Consider the following 16,083-nt stretch of genomic DNA (forward strand, 5'->3'; position numbering starts at 1 on the left):
AGAGTGGTATGCCGTGGAGTGATCCGGGCGGAAACGGAAACAAGAACGATAATAACCCATGGGGACGACGTCCCAATGCGCAAAAGCCGGTTTTTGATATCCAGAAAATCACCCAAGAGTTGAAAAAACTGGGTGGTATTTTTGGTTCTGGTGGTGGCCGTGGCGGTGGTTCGAAGATGGATCGCAAGTGGCTGCAATTGCTACCTTTTCTGGTGGTTGCGATACTGATTCTGTTCTGGGTTGCCTCGGGTATTTACGTCGTGGGACCCGATGAAGAGGGGGTGGTGCTACGTTTTGGCAAGGAGGTTGGCATCAGCCAGCCCGGTTTACACTATCGGCTCCCATTCCCTTTTGAGCGTGTGTATCTGCCTAAAGTAGCGCAAAGCCATCGTCTGATTTTGGGCTATGGTGGTGCCGCTGATTCACTGAACCCCGGCATGATGCTGACTGCGGATGGAAGCGTGGTCGATGTCCGTTTTGCCGTGCAGTATCGAATTACCAATGTCAGTCATTATCTGTTTGCCACCACGAATCCGGACCAATTGATTTCGTATGGCGCGGAGTCCGCCATGCGCGAGTTGGTGGGGCGTAGCAAGATTGACGATTTGCTGACATCCGCTAGGGGCGCGATTGAACAGCAGGCCCAGCAGATCACCCAAAATCTGCTGAATCGCTACCATGTGGGGGTTACCGTTAACTCTGTTCAACTACTGCAGGTGGCCCCCCCCAAGGCGGTCCAGCCAGCGTTTACGGAGGTGACGACCGCACGTGAGGATATGGAGCGGGTGCGTAACGAGGCGCAAGCTTATGCGAGTTCGGTGATTCCCGATGCTCAAGGAGATGCTGACGCCATGGTGACGAATGCCGAGGGCTATAAGCAGCGGGTAGTGGATCGTGCCAAGGGGGATAGCGCACGTTTCACGGACATCCTCCAGGCCTATCAGAAAAATCCAAAGGTGGTGAGTGAACGGATGTACTTACACACCATGCAGGATATTCTGAGTCATACCCAGAAAGTGATTATTGAGAGCAAGGGGCAGCCCGTGATTTATCTCCACATGCCCGCCAGGACTCCCATGGCGGTCAAGAGTCCGACGAACTCTGCAGCAGTCACGGCGCCAGCTGTGTCCATCCCTTCGCCGGTAGCACTAACGAGCAGCCCGGCGCCTTTGCGAATTCCGATCTCGGGAGCCAGCTCATGAAGAACTGGGCCTGGAGTTTGATTGTTGTGGTGCTCGCCTTGTTGTTACTGGCCTCCGCGAGCTTCTATTCGGTGCGCATGACCCAGACCGCGGTAGTATTGCAGTTTGGTAAAGTGGTACGGGTGACGGAAGCTTCTGGGCTCCATATGAAATGGCCGCTGGTGCAAAATGTGGAGTTCATCGATAATCGTTTGGCAAGCTACAGTACGCAGCCGGAATCATTTTTGACGGTCGAAAAAAAGCCTGTGCTCATCAGTTTTTTTGCCGAATGGCAAGTAGTCAATCCACTGGCTTTTTATACCCGCCTGCATAACGATGCGAGCGCACAGAGCCAGATTGGTGACATTGTGCGCTCTTCTTTGCGGGGCGAGATCGGTACGATGACCTTGGCGTCGGTGATACAGGGTAACCAGAAGAAGATAACGGAGCCGGTGCTGGTGGCGGCCAATCGGCGCCTTCGATCCCTTGGCGTGCATCTGGTCGATGTGCGCATTATGCAGGTGGGTTTGCCCCCGGCGGTGCTGCAGGCCGTCTACAAACGGATGGAGGCTGAACGTACGCAGGAGGCCAATGCTTATCGCTCGCGGGGGGCCGCGGATGCCGCCGAAATCCGCGCCAGCGCGGACAAGGAAAAAACCCAGATTATGGCGGATGCCTATCGGCAGCAGGAAGAGTTAAAGGGGCAGGGGGATGCTGAGGCGGCCTCCATCTACGGTGCGGCATATGGCAAAGATCCGGCATTCTTCTCTTTTTATCGCAGCCTGGAAACATATCGTCACAGCCTGGGGAGCAAGGATATTCTTGTGCTTAGTCCGGATTCGCCATTTTTTAAATATTTTCGCCATTCGCTGGAGCCGGCAGGCAAATGACGCGTCCTGAATCTCCCCCAACCTGGTTGTTGCCGAGTGGTTTTGAAGACGTCCTCCCCGCACGTACGGAGGCGCTGGAGTACTGCCGCCGGGCTTTGCTTGATCTCTACGCACAGTGGGGCTATCACCAGGTTATCCCACCCCTGGTGGAGCATCTGGAGAGTTTGCTGACTGGAAGTGCCGCAGATCTCGACTTGCAGACCTGGAAACTGTTGGATCAGGACAGTGGTCGGCTGGTGGGCCTGCGTTCGGATATGACCCCGCAGATGGCCCGTATAGACGCCCAGACCTCCTCCGCGAAGGAGCTTCGACGTCTGGCTTATGCTGGCACAGTGCTGCGCGCCAGGCCCGATTTGCTCGGTGGGAGCCGTGCCCCGTTTCAGATAGGGGCCGAGCTTTTCGGGGTGGATGGCCCGGAGGGAGATCTGGAGGTCCTTTCTCTGATGGTGGAGAGTCTCATCCACTGTGCAGTACCGAATTTGTTGCTGGATATCGGGCATGTGGGTATTTCCCAAGCGTTGGCGGACGCGGCGGGTCTGGAAGGTGCGCTACGTGCGGACTTGCTGCAGCATGTCGAACGCAAGGCTTGGCCGGATGTGCGGGCATGGCTGCGGGAGCACCATTGCGCTACGGAGCTCAGCGCAGATTTTGATGTTCTGTCGCGCTTACACGGTGAATTCGACGTATTGGAGCAGGCCCGCCAGCGTCTCGGGCATCACCCGGCTGTTTGCGCAGCCTTGGATGCTCTGCATTTTGTCTGGGGAGCCTTGCGTGTGCGTTATCCTGATCTCGCGATTCAATGTGATCTCTCGGAGATCCATGGGCATCGGTATCATACCGGCTTGCTGTTTTCGCTGTTTGGTCCGCAGCGTGGTGAGGCGTTGGCCAGTGGTGGTCGCTATGATGACATTGGTGCCGCTTTTGGCCGACGACGGGCGGCGACGGGCTTCAGTTTAGACCTCAAACCGCTGCTGCGCGACTTCCCGGCAACGGAGAGAGCGCGGCAGATTTGGGCTCCGGCTGGTACCGATGAGCTTTTGTGGCAGTCGATACAGGAACATCGTCGGGCTGGTTATGCTGTTTTACAGGACTTGGTAAGTCAGGAAGTACCTGACCAGCAGACATTGCGGGCACGGGGCTTTGATGCCGTTCTGATCAGAGAGCAGGCGGGCTGGAAGATACGGCAGCTTGATTCGTGAATTTTAATTTTCCAATGACCCATTTGCGGAGTCGTTCGTGGCTATGAATCAAAATGTGGTGATCATCGGTACCCAGTGGGGCGATGAGGGTAAGGGTAAAATTGTCGACTGGCTGACGGAACGCTGCCAGGCGGTGGTACGTTTTCAGGGCGGACATAATGCTGGTCATACCTTGGTGATCGGCGCGCGAAAAACGATCCTGCATCTGATTCCCTCGGGTATTCTTCGTGCTGGCGTGTCCTGCTTTATTGGTAACGGTGTGGTGCTGGATCCGCTGGCTCTGTTTTCCGAGCTGGATGAATTGCGGCCAGTGGTACCCGATGCCCAGGAGCGTTTGTTCATTTCCGACGCCTGCCCACTGATTCTGCCCTACCACAAGAGTCTCGACCGGGCGCGAGAGCAGGCGATGGGTGCGGCAAAAATCGGCACCACCGGTCGGGGCATCGGGCCTGCTTATGAGGATAAGGTAGCGCGGCGCGCTTTGCGTGTTGCCGACTTGTTTCATCGTGAGCGTTTTGCCGCCAAGCTTGGCGAGGCGCTGGATTACCATAACTTTGTGCTCCAACATTATTTCAAACGGGAACCGGAAAACTTCCATGCCATTCTGGAGCAGTATCTGGAGCTTGCGGAGCGCCTGGCACCCATGGTGGTAGATGTTTCTGTGCGGTTGGCGCGTTTGCAGGCGGAAGGGGCGAGGATTCTCTTCGAGGGCGCCCAAGGTACCCTGCTGGATGTGGATCATGGCACGTACCCCTTTGTGACGTCCTCCAATACGGTGGCGGGTGGCGCTTCCGCCGGGAGCGGGGTAGGACCAGCGGATCTGGGCTATGTATTGGGTATTACCAAGGCCTACACCACGCGTGTCGGAGCTGGACCATTCCCTACGGAGCTCTTTGATGAGACGGGGGTTTTCCTCGCTGAGCGTGGTGCGGAGGTGGGTGCGACCACCGGGCGAGCGCGGCGTTGCGGTTGGTTCGATGCGGTGGCTTTGCGGGCCGCCTGCCGGGTGAATGGGGTGACGGGCCTGTGCATCACTAAGCTGGATGTACTGGATGGCCTCGCGGAGATTCGCGTTGCTGTCGGTTATCGGGTAAACGGGGTGGTTCAGGAGGAACTGCCCGGTGGGGCGGAGGCATTGGCGGCCTGTGAACCAATCTACGAAAGCTTCCCGGGTTGGTCAGAGTCTACGGCAGGCGTACGCCACTGGGCCGATCTTCCCCAGGCGGCTCGTTGCTATCTAGAGGCCATCGCCGAGCGCGCCGAGCGGCCCTTGGCGATTATCTCCACGGGACCGGATCGGGATGACACTATTTTACGTACCGAGATCCTCTGACCGGCGAATCGGGCCGACCAAGTCTCTGCGGATTTCATCGCTGGCTATAGCGATGAGAAGCGGTACAATGCCAAGCTTGGTTGCACATCCTAAGGAGAAGGCTATGAGTGAAAAGGACAAGATGATTACCCGTCGCGATGCGCTGAGAAATATTGCGGTTGTCGTCGGATCGGTGGCTACCACGACGATGATGGGCGCCGGTGTGGCAGATGCCGGAAGCATGCCTAAGGCAGCGGTACAATATCAGGATACACCCAAAGGCAAGGACCACTGTTCAGTCTGTGCGCAGTTTATTGCTCCACATGGTTGTAAGGTGGTGGCAGGTAACATCAGCCCCAATGGCTGGTGTGTAGCCTTTGTTCCTAAGTCAGCATGAGATAGCGCCCCATCTCCTCCACTGGAAAAGGGTTTTTGTGCGCCCGATATGGCAGTGGGCGTTGATATCTTGCCAAGCCGGAAGCCAACCGCATCCCGCAGGATATGCGGGATGCGGTTGGCTTCCGGCCGCCGCGCTGCGCCTGGAAGGAACATCGGATTGAAGGTAACGATTGAGCAGATCGACAAAGGTTTTGCTGGGGAGGGCCTAGCCCACAGGTGGGGCAGTGCTGTGGTGAAACCTGGATTGCAAAGAAATAAACCGGGGTTTCATGACAATCATGAAACCCCGAATAATGCTTTGTTTTGGTATGATTTAGTAGCCCTTTTGGGCTACTGGGATACTCTGGATGTGGTACCGGGGACTGGATTCGAACCAGCACAAGCTTTCGCTCACTAGGACCTGAACCTAGCGCGTCTACCAATTCCGCCACCTCGGCGTGAGCGGAATAATCATTTATTGAGGAGCATTTGTCAATGCCGGAAACACAAGAACCTGCATCGCTTAATGAGCGTGATCCTATGTTCGAGCGGGAAAAAGAAAAATATGAACGACCGATCGTCAGTCGGGAGTACATTCTCAGCTATCTGGAGGGTACCGGTCGGCCACTCACCTTGGAAGACATTATCGCTGAACTGGAAGTCGCCGAAGATGATCAGGAAGCCTTAAGGCGTCGTCTGCGGGCTATGGAACGAGATGGCCAGCTGGTGCGCAACCGGCGTGGTGCCTACGGCATCGTAGCGGCCATGGAACTGGTGCGCGGCACAGTGAGCGCACATCCCGATGGTTTTGGCTTCCTGATTCCCGAGGCGGGCGGCAAGGATCTTTTCCTCTCCCCGCGGGAAATGCGCAAGGTGTTCCACGGTGATACCATCCTGGGACGGGCGGTAGGAGAGGACCGGCGCGGACGTATCGAAGGCGCGGTCGTGCGCATTTTGGAGCGGGCGCTCAAGCACATCGTAGGCCGTTACTACGCCGATAACGGCGTGCATTACGTGGTGCCGGAGGACCGCCGTATTCCCCAGGAGTTCGCAGTGGTGGAAGGGGAAGGGGAGGGACTGACACCAATCCATGGCCAGATTGTGATTCTGGAGATTACCCAATATCCCGATGGCCGTAATATGCCCCAAGGGCGCGTCGTGGAAATTCTCGGTGAGCACATGGCTCCGGGTATGGAAGTCGAGATCGCCGTCCGTAACTATGGCTTGCCCCATCAGTGGCCAGATGAAGTGCTTGCTGAAATCAAGCAGTTCTCGGAGACGGTACCGGAGACGATGAAGGCGGGTCGCCGCGATCTGCGTGATCTGCCGCTGGTCACCATTGATGGCGCTGACGCCAAGGATTTTGACGACGCGGTCTACGCCGAGGTAATCGAGAATGGTTTTCGCCTGACTGTCGCCATCGCTGACGTTGCCACTTATGTGTGCCCGGACTCCGCACTGGATAGAGAGGCGGTGACCCGTGGTAATTCTGTCTATTTCCCGCGGCGGGTGATTCCAATGCTGCCCGAGATACTGTCCAACGGACTCTGCTCCCTCAATCCTCATGTGGACCGCCTCTGCATGTTCTGCGAGATGGAGATGGACGCGGCTGGCGAAGTACAGCGTTTCCGCTTCGACCGGGGCATCATGCGCTCACAGCGCCGTTTTACCTATGATGAAGTGGCTGCCATATTGGCGGGGGACGCGGAATTAAGGGCGCAGGACGCGGCCATGGTCCCGCACCTGGAGGCCCTGCACAGCCTCTATGAAAGCTTTGCCAAGGCCCGTGAGCGGCGGGGCACTATTGAATTCGACTCGCAGGAAAGCCGCATCATCTACAATGATCAGTTGCGCATTGAAAAAATCGTGGCGGTTACCCGCAATGTCGCGCATCGGATCATCGAAGAATGCATGCTCGCGGCCAATGTGTGTGCAGCGCAATTCTTCAGAATTCACGAACTGCCCATGCTTTATCGGGTCCATCCAGAGCCTGCGAGTGATAAGCTTGAAGATTTGCGCCGTTTTCTGGGTGAGCTTGGTGTGCCGGTGCATTTGCCTGCCCATCCGCGCAGTGCCGATCTGGCGAAAATCATCGAAGATACGCGTGAGCGCAGTGATTCCAGTCTGATTCAGACCGTTATTCTGCGCAGTCTTTCACAGGCGTACTATACCGTGGATACCGGCATGCATTTCGGTCTGGCCTTCCCGGCCTATACCCACTTTACCTCGCCCATCCGCCGTTATCCGGATCTCGTGGTGCATCGCGGTATTCAGGCCTTGCTGGATGCCGCTGGTGCGGAGCCCAAGTGGTTCCCCAAAAAGGCACTGCAGGAACTGGGCCAGCACTGTTCCATGACCGAGCGTCGCGCCGATGAAGCCAGTCGTGAAGCGGTAAATTGGCTCAAGTGTGAATTTATGATGGATAAGGTAGGGGAGATCTATACGGGCATCATTACCGGTGTTACTGGCTTTGGCCTCTTTGTGGCACTGCGGGAAATTTATGTGGAGGGCCTGATCCATATCAGCACCCTCGGTGAAGACTATTTTCACTTTGATGCACAGCATTACCGGATTATTGGCGATCGCAGCAAGGAAACCTTCCAGCTCGGCGATGAAATCGAAATTAAGGTAGTGAGCGTCAATTTGGACGAGCGGAAGATGGATTTCGAGCGGGTAATGCCAGAGGGGCAGGGCGGTGGCGCGGCAAAAAGCCGACGAAGCCGACGCGGCAAGAAAGACTGATAAGCAGCCATTGATGGCGTCGTCGCGTAGTCGGGCGGCGCCAGGGCCCCGTGATTATGCCTTGATCATATTGTTTTCCAGGTACAGCGGATCATAGTCGAAGATAATGGTCTGGTCGGGCAAGATCAGGTTGGTATCTTTATTGGCGTAATCCAGGCGACTTAACAGTCCTTTGATCAATTGAAGGCGGGCCACTTTTTTATCATTTGCATCGACAATGGTCCAGGGCGTAAAACTGGTGTGGGTGCGTGCAAACATGACATTTCGTGCAATACTGTAATCCTTCCAATGGGTTATGGCCTGCTCGTCAATAGGGCTGGTTTTCCATTGTTTAAGGGGATCATCTTTGCGCGCCGCCAGGCGATTTTTTTGCTCGCTCTTGGAAATGTCGAGATACACCTTAATGAAATGGATACCCGAGCGCACCAGCATGCTCTCAAAATCTGTTACCTCGGTAAAGAATTCTTCATATTGCGCATCGGTGCAAAACCCCATCACTTTTTCCACGCCGGCACGGTTGTACCAACTCCGGTTAAAGAAAACGATTTCTGCGGCGGCGGGCAGATAATGGACATAGCGCTGGAAGTACCACTGGCTTTCTTCGCGGTCCGAGGGCTTGCCTAAAGCCACGACTCGTGTTTCGCGGGGACTGAGGTGCTGGGTGATACGTTTGATGCTGCCGTCCTTACCTGCGGCATCACGTCCTTCCAGAATGACCAGGATTTTATCGTTCTTGCGGATAATGTGGCGTTGTAGCTTGACCAGTTCAATCTGGAGCTGGCGTAACTCGGCTTTGTAATGTTGTTTTTCTAACCCCTTCTGTTCTTTATGTTTGGTCATGATGTATCCCTTTTATGATGGCTGATACGGCGCTTAAAACAGACTGCGTGCCGCCTTGCCGATGCCTTCGGCGCTCATGGGGTGCTGATCCGCAAAACGGGCCAGATCGTAGGCGGTAAGGCCATGGGCAGCGGCGGTGCCGATCTGGCCGATAAGCTGGCCAGCGTCGATGCCGACCACCCAACCACCCAATAAACGCAGACTATCTGCGGCGAAGAACAGTTGAATTCCACCTTCCATGCGTTCCAGGATCTGCGCCCGGGAGTCTTCGGCGAAGTCGTAACGACCGGTCCGGAGCTTTATGCCTTGCGCTTCTGCCAGGGCCGGGGTAAGGCCTACGTAGGCGGCGGCAGGCAGGGTAAAGACGGTGGTGGGGACGTGATTGAAATCAGCATAATCCAGGGGAATATTGCCGCCGAGAATATTGTGCGCCGCCACCATCGACTGACGCACGGCGGCGTGGAATAGCGGCACGCGGCCATTCACATCACCACAGGCATAAATATGCGGATGCACCGTTTGTAAACTCGGCCCCACATCTATACCCTTTCTCGTCACTGCAATGCCAATCTCTGTGGTACCTACGGGAATAACGGGGCGTCTGCCCACGGCCATCAGAACAACGTCGCCATCCAGCGTGTCGGTCTCTTCCGCGCGGGTGTAATGTACGCGCCGTCCTCCCTCAGGGGTTAGGGTCACTGCCGTCACGTCTACACCGGTGCGGATGCGAATGGCTGGATCCAGCAACGGCGTTAGCAGTGTCACCATGCCCGGATCCATGCCGCTGAGGAGTTGCTCACCTTTCTGGAGTAGGGTGACCTTGGTACCCAAGGCAGCGAAGAAGGTGGCGGTTTCCAGGCCGATGTAACCGCCACCGATGACAATCAGCCGCTCCGGGAGGGTTTTGAGGGCGGAGTCGGGTTTATACAGATCATGGCTGGTAAGGCAGAGTTCGACCCCGGGAATCGGGGGGATGAATATGTCGGAGCCGCTGGCGATGATAATCTGCGCACAATGGAACCGTTGCTCGCCTTCTGTCGTATTGACAGCCACTTCGTGGGGACCGAGAAGTCGCGCCGTTCCCTGAATGAGTTTGATATTTCGTGCGGCGGCCAGTTCGGCGGCGTGTTGTTCATAGCGGCGTGCCTGGACGGCATCTTTGTGCATCGTGATTTTCGTGAAATCGATACTAATGGCGCCTGCAAGACCATGCCCGGCAAGGCGTTGCTGGGACTGGTAGATTTCGGCGGTTTCCCGAATGGCTTTAGAGGGTACACAGCCCTCATAAAGGCAGTTTCCGCTCATCGCCCCTTTAGGGTCCACCATGATTACCGAACGTCCCGCTTGAGCCAGTCGAAACGCGGCGGGATAAGCGCCCCCTCCAGCGCCGATGGTCAACAAGTCAACATATTGGATGGCCATTGCACACCTCCGTATGGGCAAGTCTAGTTTATTATGGCAGCAGAGATTCCCGGCTTGCGGTGACTTGCCTGATTAAGATTCGGGAAGGATCACAGATCCTGAATTTCGAGCCCCATCAGGTTCAGGCGGGCCTTCAGGTCGCGGATGGCGACCTGAACGTGCGTCTCTTGCCCCGCTACACCCAACTCGATTTGCGGACCAGTCGCCGTGAAGCTGGGCAGGCTGGAGAAGCGTATGTCCGGATGGGCGGCACAAAAGCTTTCCATGAGCGGAACCAGGTTGCCTTCCCGCGCGCTGGGTAAAAGAACCCGTGCCTCTATGTCAGCCACCAGGGGAGGAAAATACTGCGCCAGCACCCAGTCACTCATGGGCTCCGCCATTTGCGGGAATCCCGGGAAGAAGTATCCGCTACCTATGGAAAATCCCGGCACATTGTTGACCGGGTTAGGGATCAGTCTTGCCCCGGCGGGCAGGTCGGCCATCCGTACCCGCACCGGTTCCGCCTCGTCGCCGAATTGTTGGCGAATCAACGCCTCCGCCTCGGCATGTCGGGACAAGGTAACGCCAGCCGCCGCTGCGGCGCAAGCGCGGGTCAGGTCGTCGGGCGTTGCGCCTAAACCGCCAAAGGCGAAGAATGGCACAGATTGCGCCATGGTCCAGCGCAACTGGGTCAGTAGAATATCCCGGATGTCGGGCACGATCAGGCACCAGGCGACGCCATAACCGCGTCGCGCCAGTTGCTGGCGGCTGCGGAGAAAATGGCGGTCTTCCCGTTTACCGGAGAGTATCTCGGTGCCGATGATCACCAAGCCAACATCTTTGCTCATGGAGAACTCTCCAGAGAAGGGGCAATGGCCTCGCGCATGGCCGTCTGTGGCGGCTCTCGCCACTGGGCGCGCCCTGCGGCGTAAGTCACCCGGCCACTCACCAGCCACGCCAGCGCCTGCGGATAAATACGGTGTTCTGCGTCGAGCACGCGCATGGCGAGAGACCGTTCATCATCTGCGGGCAGTACCGCCACGGCTGCCTGGATGATGACAGGGCCGGCATCCAACTCCGCCGTTACAAAATGGACACTGGCACCATGCCAACACACACCCTGCCGCAGCGCCTGGGCATGGGTATGCAGGCCGGGAAAGGCGGGAAGTAGAGAGGGGTGGACATTCAGCAGCTTACCCTCATAGTGCTGAACAAAAGCGGGGGTGAGTTGACGCATGAACCCCGCCAGCGCCACGATATCCGGGGCATATTCGTCAATCTGCTTTTGCAGGGCGGCATCGAAGTCTGTTCTGGTCCCATAATCCCGATGATCGACAGTAAGGGCAGGAATGCCTGCCGCCATCGCCAGCTCCAATGCTCTGGCGCTTGGGCGGTTACTGATGACTGCAACGACTTGTGTGTCCGGTATCTGCCCGCTACGGCAAGCCGCAAGGATGCTTTGCAGATTGCTTCCCCGGCCGGAAACCAGAATCACCAGCCTTTTAGTCAAGAAAGCGTACTCCCTCACTGTCCTGACGTGGCACCAACTGCCCGATAATGAAGGCTTGCTCTCCGTGCTCCGTGATAGACTGCACGGCGGCCTGCCGGGATTCCCAGGGAACGATGGCGACCATGCCGATACCCATGTTGAAAACCCGCCGCATTTCCTCCATGGAGACCTGTCCCTGCTCCTGTAACCATTGAAAAATAGACGGTATTTTCCAGGTGTTGGGATCAATGCGAGCGGCAAGCGTCGCGGGCAGTGAGCGGGGCAGATTTTCCACCAGCCCGCCGCCGGTAATGTGAGAGAGAGCGTGTACCGTAACCGCCTTGCGCAGACCCTGAATAGCGTTCACATAAATCCGGGTCGGTTGCAGCAGCAGATCCACCAGCGGCTCGCCGTTGATCTGGACATGGGCGTGGGCACCGCCGCGTACGAGAATTTCCCGAATCAGAGAGTAACCGTTACTGTGCGGCCCGGACGAGGCAATGCCAATCACCGCATCGCCCTCCCGGCAGGCCGCACCCGTCAGAATGGCGGATTTCTCGACAACGCCCACCGCGAAGCCCGCAAGATCATAATGCCCAGCCGGGTACATACCGGGCATTTCTGCAGTTTCTCCGCCCAGCAAAGCGCAGCCAGCCTGCCGACAGCCCTCGGCCACCCCGGCAATAACCGTCTCAGCCACGCCGTTATCCAACTGCCCGCAGGCATAGTAGTCGAGGAACCAGAGGGGCTCTGCGCCGGAGACGAGAATGTCGTTGACACACATGGCGACCAGATCAATGCCGATGCGGTCATGTTGATTGGCTTCCTGGGCGAGTAACAGCTTGGTACCCACCCCATCGGTGCCTGATACCAGCACCGGTTCGCGATAACCGCCGGGTAGGGCGAACAGTCCACCGAAACCGCCAATGCCGCCGAGCACGCCGGGGCGGTGAGTACTTTGGGCAAGAGGTTTGATACGGTCCACCAGCGTATTGCCAGCGTCGATGTTCACCCCGGCGCTGCGATAGGTCAAAGGTTTTGGGGTGTCCACGGCGATTTCCTCAAAGGGGTTTTGGTCATGGTATGGGGGCGTATAGCGCCTGTCAAAGGGGCAATCGCGGAGTCGTGCAGCGAAGCGCGTCCAATAAAAAAGAGCGGCGAACCGCTCTTTTATGAATTAAATTCCTATAATGATCAGAACCGCTTGAAAATCTGGCCACTTTTGGCCGCCTGGAAGCGCGCTTCCACCACGCCCCAGTTCATATTTTTGTAAATGGCGGCTAGATAATCCGCGCGACCGAGGGCTTTCCAATCCACCATGTAGGCATGCTCGAAGACATCAACGATGACCAGCGGCACAAAACCGCCCACATTCCCGTCTTCATGAAGCTGGACAAAGTGGTTGTTAATCTGACCGGTGGTACCATCGTAGTAGGCGATAGCCCAGCCCACGCTCCGGCTCTTGGCGGCGGACATCAGATCTTCATGCCATGTTTCAGCACTGCCAAATTGCGCAGTGACCGCGGCTTTGAAGCCGGGTGCCTGATCGATGCTGCTACCGGGCTTCAACTGGGCAAAATAGTACTCATGTAACACCATGCCGTTATATTCGAAGCCAAAGCGTCGCCGCCGATCTGCATATGTAAGTGACCCGGTTTTGCCGGCTGCACGCATTTCCGCAAGTTCCTTTCGCAAGGCATTGCTTTGATTTACGTAACCAGCATAAAGTCCCCAGTGATCATTGATTTGGGCATCCGAGATGCCATCCAATCCGCTGGGCTTTAATTCTTCGCGCACGCTATATTCGGACATTCAATATTCTCCTGATTTCAAGTTTAGAACTGAACCAATGCCCTTTGGATTGTAATCAGTGGCAGAGCCCTCTGCAAACGACCTTCCGGTCGTCTGAGCCTTTGCCGCCCGTAATTCTTCTTGACAGTCACCGTACCCTTGCCTAGCTTCACTGCCATGAACCTGCCGAATCTGTTGACTCTGTTGCGACTCTTTCTGGTGCCCGTGATTTTCTACGCGCTGGCGAAGGAGCTTTTCGTCGTGGCTCTGCTCATTTTTTTGGCGGCGGCGATCACCGACGCACTGGATGGTTGGATAGCCCGTCGTTATCGTCTTCAGACCCGTTTGGGGGCTGTCCTCGACCCGTTGGCGGATAAATTGCTGGTGGTGACGACGATCATCACGCTGACCTGGTTGCAGCGTATTCCTTTGTGGGTGACGGTTGCCATTATCTCCCGGGACCTGCTGATCGTCGGTGGCAGCCTGCTCTACTTGCTGTTGATCGGAAAATTTAGTATCCGTCCGACGCCGCTATCGAAATGGAACACCGCGCTCCAATTTGTCGTTATTGTATTGGTGCTGTTATCGGCGGCATGCCATTGGCGTGTGCCGCTACTGCCTGTTTTCGCGCTAGTGTTCCTGATGGCCATTGTATCCGGGGGGCAGTATGTCTGGATCTGGAGTCGCAAGGCGATTGCTCAGGAGGGGGGCTCCAGCGAATCATGAGCGAGACACGACAACGGATTCTTCCCTTGGGAGTGAAGTCACAAGCAAGCCTGGAAGACTTTTATCCCCATCCGAATGCCGAAGCGCTGCGCGCGGTGTTTAACCTGGTAACTGAACGTGAACGGCAGAGCTTTTGTCTTTACCTTTATGGACCGGCGGGAGTGGGTAAAAGTCATTTATTGCTGGGAGCCGCATCCGCCGTTGCTGGATGGGTACCCTATATAGATTGCGGCGATATCACAAATCCGTTCAATACGATCATGGATCCAGCGATGTTCTCCAGTCTGGCAGGAGCGCCTCTGTTGTGTCTGGATAACGTCGAAAGCTGGGCAGGTCAGCGTGATAAGGAAACCTTTTTCTTTGATCTCTATAATGAGCGCATGGGCTGCGGGCGGTCGCTGCTCCTTGCCGGTCGCCAAGCACCTCAGCTCACGGACTGGGTGCTCCCGGATTGGGCAAGCCGGGTGAGCGCGGGTTTGCAATACGCCCTGCGTTTCCCCGGAGATGCGGAGAAGCGTATTATTTTGCAGGAAATGGCGCAGCGCCGAGGTCTGCAGATTGGTGTCGACGCAGCGCTTTATCTGTTGCGGCATTATCCGCGCGACCTCGGGGCACTGGATCGCATGCTGAGCGTTCTGGATACCCGGAGTTGGGAGCAGCAACGGGAAGTGACCATCCCTTTCATACGCCTTTGCCTGGCCGCGGAGAACTTGCGATGACGGAAAAAACACCGCCGCATCAATGCTTTCGCCAAAAGGGCAAGGCACTGGCACCCGTTCCCAGGGAGAACGCCAATCATTGGCAGTGCTTGGCCCACCGAATATACCGTGCGTGGCATGGCTTTTGGCTTGACGAATGTATCGACCGTGCAGGATTGCTCGCTTATACCACCCTCTTTGGTTTGATACCGGCGGTGGTGCTGGTCTTCAGTCTATGGAATCTGGTGGGGTTTAGCATGCTCCACCGTGCCCAGGTTGATCACCTGATTTTACGCAGTTTTGTCCCGCAAACGGGGGATGTGATTCTGCGTCAGATAAACCGTCTCGCAGCGCGTGGTACCCAATTGGATTGGTTTGGCGTACTCGGGTTGAGCGTCACCGCGATTTTTCTGCTTCGTGAGGTAGAGCGGCATTTTAACGACATCTGGGGTGTCACTCCGACCTGCCTGTGGTGTCGACTCCTACGCTATGTGATCGTGCTGGTGTGCGGCCCATTCAGCTTTGCACTCATTCTGCCGCTGCTTAGTCCCCTGCAACCTCTGTTGACCTCCTTGGCACGTATCCCGGTCGTTCCCCCCTTTCTGAGTCATGTGCTTACTCTTCTGGTGGTCACCGTGATGATGGCGGTGCTCTACAAAATATTGCCCTCGGCAATAACGCAGTGGCGGGATGTTTTTCTTGGCGGGGTATCCGCCGCCATCCTCTTTGAAGCCGCCAAGATCGCGTTGGCCGGTTATCTGCGATTTTCAAGCTTTGAAACCATATATGGCGCTTTGGGTGCCTTTCCTGTTTTCCTTCTCTGGCTGTATATGGCCTGGGCGATTGTTTTGTTCGGTGCGGAGATGGCGGCGGCTGCAATTATCCGTGATAATCATTAGGGATATCTCATTAAACGTCGCCGTCAACTCTTTACTTGCAGCGCCGTGATCGCTACTATGCCGCGCTTATGTTTTCCGCTAAAGCATCCAGCTTGTCGATTGCCAGGGTGTCTGTCCATGGTGACAGGCTGGAGGGTATTATTGATCCTCGCGGCTGGTTGCGTTTGGGCGAGGCACTGCTCAGTGTGCAGGCAGTGAGCGTAAGCCTTGACCTGATCCGCAGAGGGCAGGTCATTGCCGCTGATGGCCAGATAAGGGTGTTGGGTGAGGTGCGTTGCGAACGCTGTACGGGTGTTATGCCGTTACCGCTTTCCGTAACCGTGCACAGCGGATTGGCGGAACAGGAGTCGGCGGTGCTCGCTATGGATTCTACCTTAGAGGTGGTTATTGCCGAAAACGGCGTGGTCGCTCAGCAAGTCTGGCTGGAAGATGAAGTACTACTGGCCTTGCCGATGATTCCACGTTGTGCGGAGTGGAAGTCAGGCATTTGCCCGGTTTCCGGGCTTGAGCCGTTAACCGTTGTTAAATGAACAGCAG

16 protein-coding genes and 1 tRNA gene are annotated in these 16,083 nt (G+C 56.4%); 10 read left to right on the forward strand and 7 right to left on the reverse strand.

Annotated features, from left to right (window positions below):
- Positions 1-8 precede the first annotated feature (8 nt).
- The 5 genes from hflK (at position 9) to iro (ending at position 4,979) form a co-directional block, all read left to right on the forward strand.
- Complete coding sequence (gene hflK / locus PJU76_RS05615; RefSeq protein WP_271780828.1) at positions 9-1,202, forward strand: FtsH protease activity modulator HflK; 1,194 nt, start codon at positions 9-11, stop codon at positions 1,200-1,202.
- On the forward strand, positions 1,199-2,071 hold the full coding sequence (hflC, locus tag PJU76_RS05620; protein ID WP_271780829.1) for a protease modulator HflC: 873 nt from the start codon (positions 1,199-1,201) through the stop codon (positions 2,069-2,071). The genes hflK and hflC overlap by 4 nt, the downstream gene beginning before the upstream one ends.
- Positions 2,068-3,270, forward strand: coding sequence for an ATP phosphoribosyltransferase regulatory subunit (locus PJU76_RS05625; protein WP_271780830.1), 1,203 nt, complete (start codon positions 2,068-2,070; stop codon positions 3,268-3,270). Before hflC ends, PJU76_RS05625 begins: the two co-directional genes overlap by 4 nt.
- Positions 3,271-3,313: 43 nt before the next feature.
- Complete coding sequence (locus PJU76_RS05630) at positions 3,314-4,603, forward strand: adenylosuccinate synthase (RefSeq protein WP_408629756.1); 1,290 nt, start codon at positions 3,314-3,316, stop codon at positions 4,601-4,603.
- A 103-nt stretch (positions 4,604-4,706) separates the two neighbouring features.
- Complete coding sequence (gene iro, locus PJU76_RS05635; protein WP_271780832.1) at positions 4,707-4,979, forward strand: iron oxidase; 273 nt, start codon at positions 4,707-4,709, stop codon at positions 4,977-4,979.
- Positions 4,980-5,331: 352 nt separating this feature from the next.
- On the opposite strand, the gene PJU76_RS05640 is transcribed toward iro, so the two are convergent.
- Positions 5,332-5,418, reverse strand: a tRNA-Leu gene (locus PJU76_RS05640).
- A 37-nt stretch (positions 5,419-5,455) separates the two neighbouring features.
- Between PJU76_RS05640 and rnr the strand changes: the two genes are divergently transcribed.
- Complete coding sequence (gene rnr / locus PJU76_RS05645) at positions 5,456-7,702, forward strand: ribonuclease R (protein ID WP_271780833.1); 2,247 nt, start codon at positions 5,456-5,458, stop codon at positions 7,700-7,702.
- Positions 7,703-7,756: 54 nt separating this feature from the next.
- Here rnr and ppk2 read toward each other — a convergent pair whose 3' ends face one another.
- From ppk2 to PJU76_RS05675, 6 genes are all read right to left on the reverse strand, one after another.
- Positions 7,757-8,542 carry a polyphosphate kinase 2 gene (ppk2, locus tag PJU76_RS05650; protein ID WP_271780834.1) on the reverse strand — a complete coding sequence of 262 codons (786 nt, stop codon included), beginning with the start codon at positions 8,540-8,542 and terminating at the stop codon, positions 7,757-7,759.
- 33 nt (positions 8,543-8,575) lie between these two features.
- Complete coding sequence (locus PJU76_RS05655; RefSeq protein WP_271780835.1) at positions 8,576-9,964, reverse strand: dihydrolipoyl dehydrogenase; 1,389 nt, start codon at positions 9,962-9,964, stop codon at positions 8,576-8,578.
- A gap of 89 nt (positions 9,965-10,053) precedes the next feature.
- Positions 10,054-10,791: a competence/damage-inducible protein A gene (locus PJU76_RS05660; RefSeq protein WP_271780836.1), complete on the reverse strand. Its 738-nt coding sequence runs from the start codon at positions 10,789-10,791 to the stop codon at positions 10,054-10,056.
- The gene (gene purN / locus PJU76_RS05665) at positions 10,788-11,453 is read right to left on the reverse strand and encodes a phosphoribosylglycinamide formyltransferase (protein WP_271780837.1); all 666 of its coding nucleotides are present in this window, start codon (positions 11,451-11,453) and stop codon (positions 10,788-10,790) included. The genes PJU76_RS05660 and purN overlap by 4 nt, the downstream gene beginning before the upstream one ends.
- Positions 11,446-12,483, reverse strand: a complete 1,038-nt coding sequence (gene purM, locus PJU76_RS05670; protein ID WP_271780838.1) for a phosphoribosylformylglycinamidine cyclo-ligase — start codon at positions 12,481-12,483, stop codon at positions 11,446-11,448. Before purM ends, purN begins: the two co-directional genes overlap by 8 nt.
- A gap of 143 nt (positions 12,484-12,626) precedes the next feature.
- Positions 12,627-13,244 (reverse strand): superoxide dismutase, encoded by a 618-nt coding sequence (locus PJU76_RS05675; RefSeq protein ID WP_064219811.1) that lies wholly within the window; start codon positions 13,242-13,244, stop codon positions 12,627-12,629.
- A 156-nt stretch (positions 13,245-13,400) separates the two neighbouring features.
- Between PJU76_RS05675 and PJU76_RS05680 the strand changes: the two genes are divergently transcribed.
- The 4 genes from PJU76_RS05680 to PJU76_RS05695 all read left to right on the forward strand — a co-directional run bounded on the left by PJU76_RS05680 (position 13,401) and on the right by PJU76_RS05695 (position 16,076).
- A complete protein-coding gene (locus tag PJU76_RS05680) occupies positions 13,401-13,949 on the forward strand; it encodes a CDP-alcohol phosphatidyltransferase family protein (protein ID WP_271780839.1) in 549 nt (182 codons plus the stop codon).
- Entirely contained in the window at positions 13,946-14,668 is a 723-nt protein-coding gene (gene hda / locus PJU76_RS05685) for a DnaA regulatory inactivator Hda (RefSeq protein ID WP_271780840.1), read from the forward strand. The genes PJU76_RS05680 and hda overlap by 4 nt, the downstream gene beginning before the upstream one ends.
- On the forward strand, positions 14,665-15,546 hold the full coding sequence (locus PJU76_RS05690) for a YihY/virulence factor BrkB family protein (protein WP_271780841.1): 882 nt from the start codon (positions 14,665-14,667) through the stop codon (positions 15,544-15,546). The genes hda and PJU76_RS05690 overlap by 4 nt, the downstream gene beginning before the upstream one ends.
- A 92-nt stretch (positions 15,547-15,638) precedes the next feature.
- The gene (locus PJU76_RS05695; RefSeq protein WP_271780842.1) at positions 15,639-16,076 is read left to right on the forward strand and encodes a YceD family protein; all 438 of its coding nucleotides are present in this window, start codon (positions 15,639-15,641) and stop codon (positions 16,074-16,076) included.
- Positions 16,077-16,083: the final 7 nt, after the last annotated feature.

Source organism: Acidithiobacillus ferriphilus (assembly GCF_028215975.1).
In the GTDB taxonomy this organism is placed as follows: Bacteria; Pseudomonadota; Gammaproteobacteria; order Acidithiobacillales; family Acidithiobacillaceae; genus Acidithiobacillus; species Acidithiobacillus ferriphilus.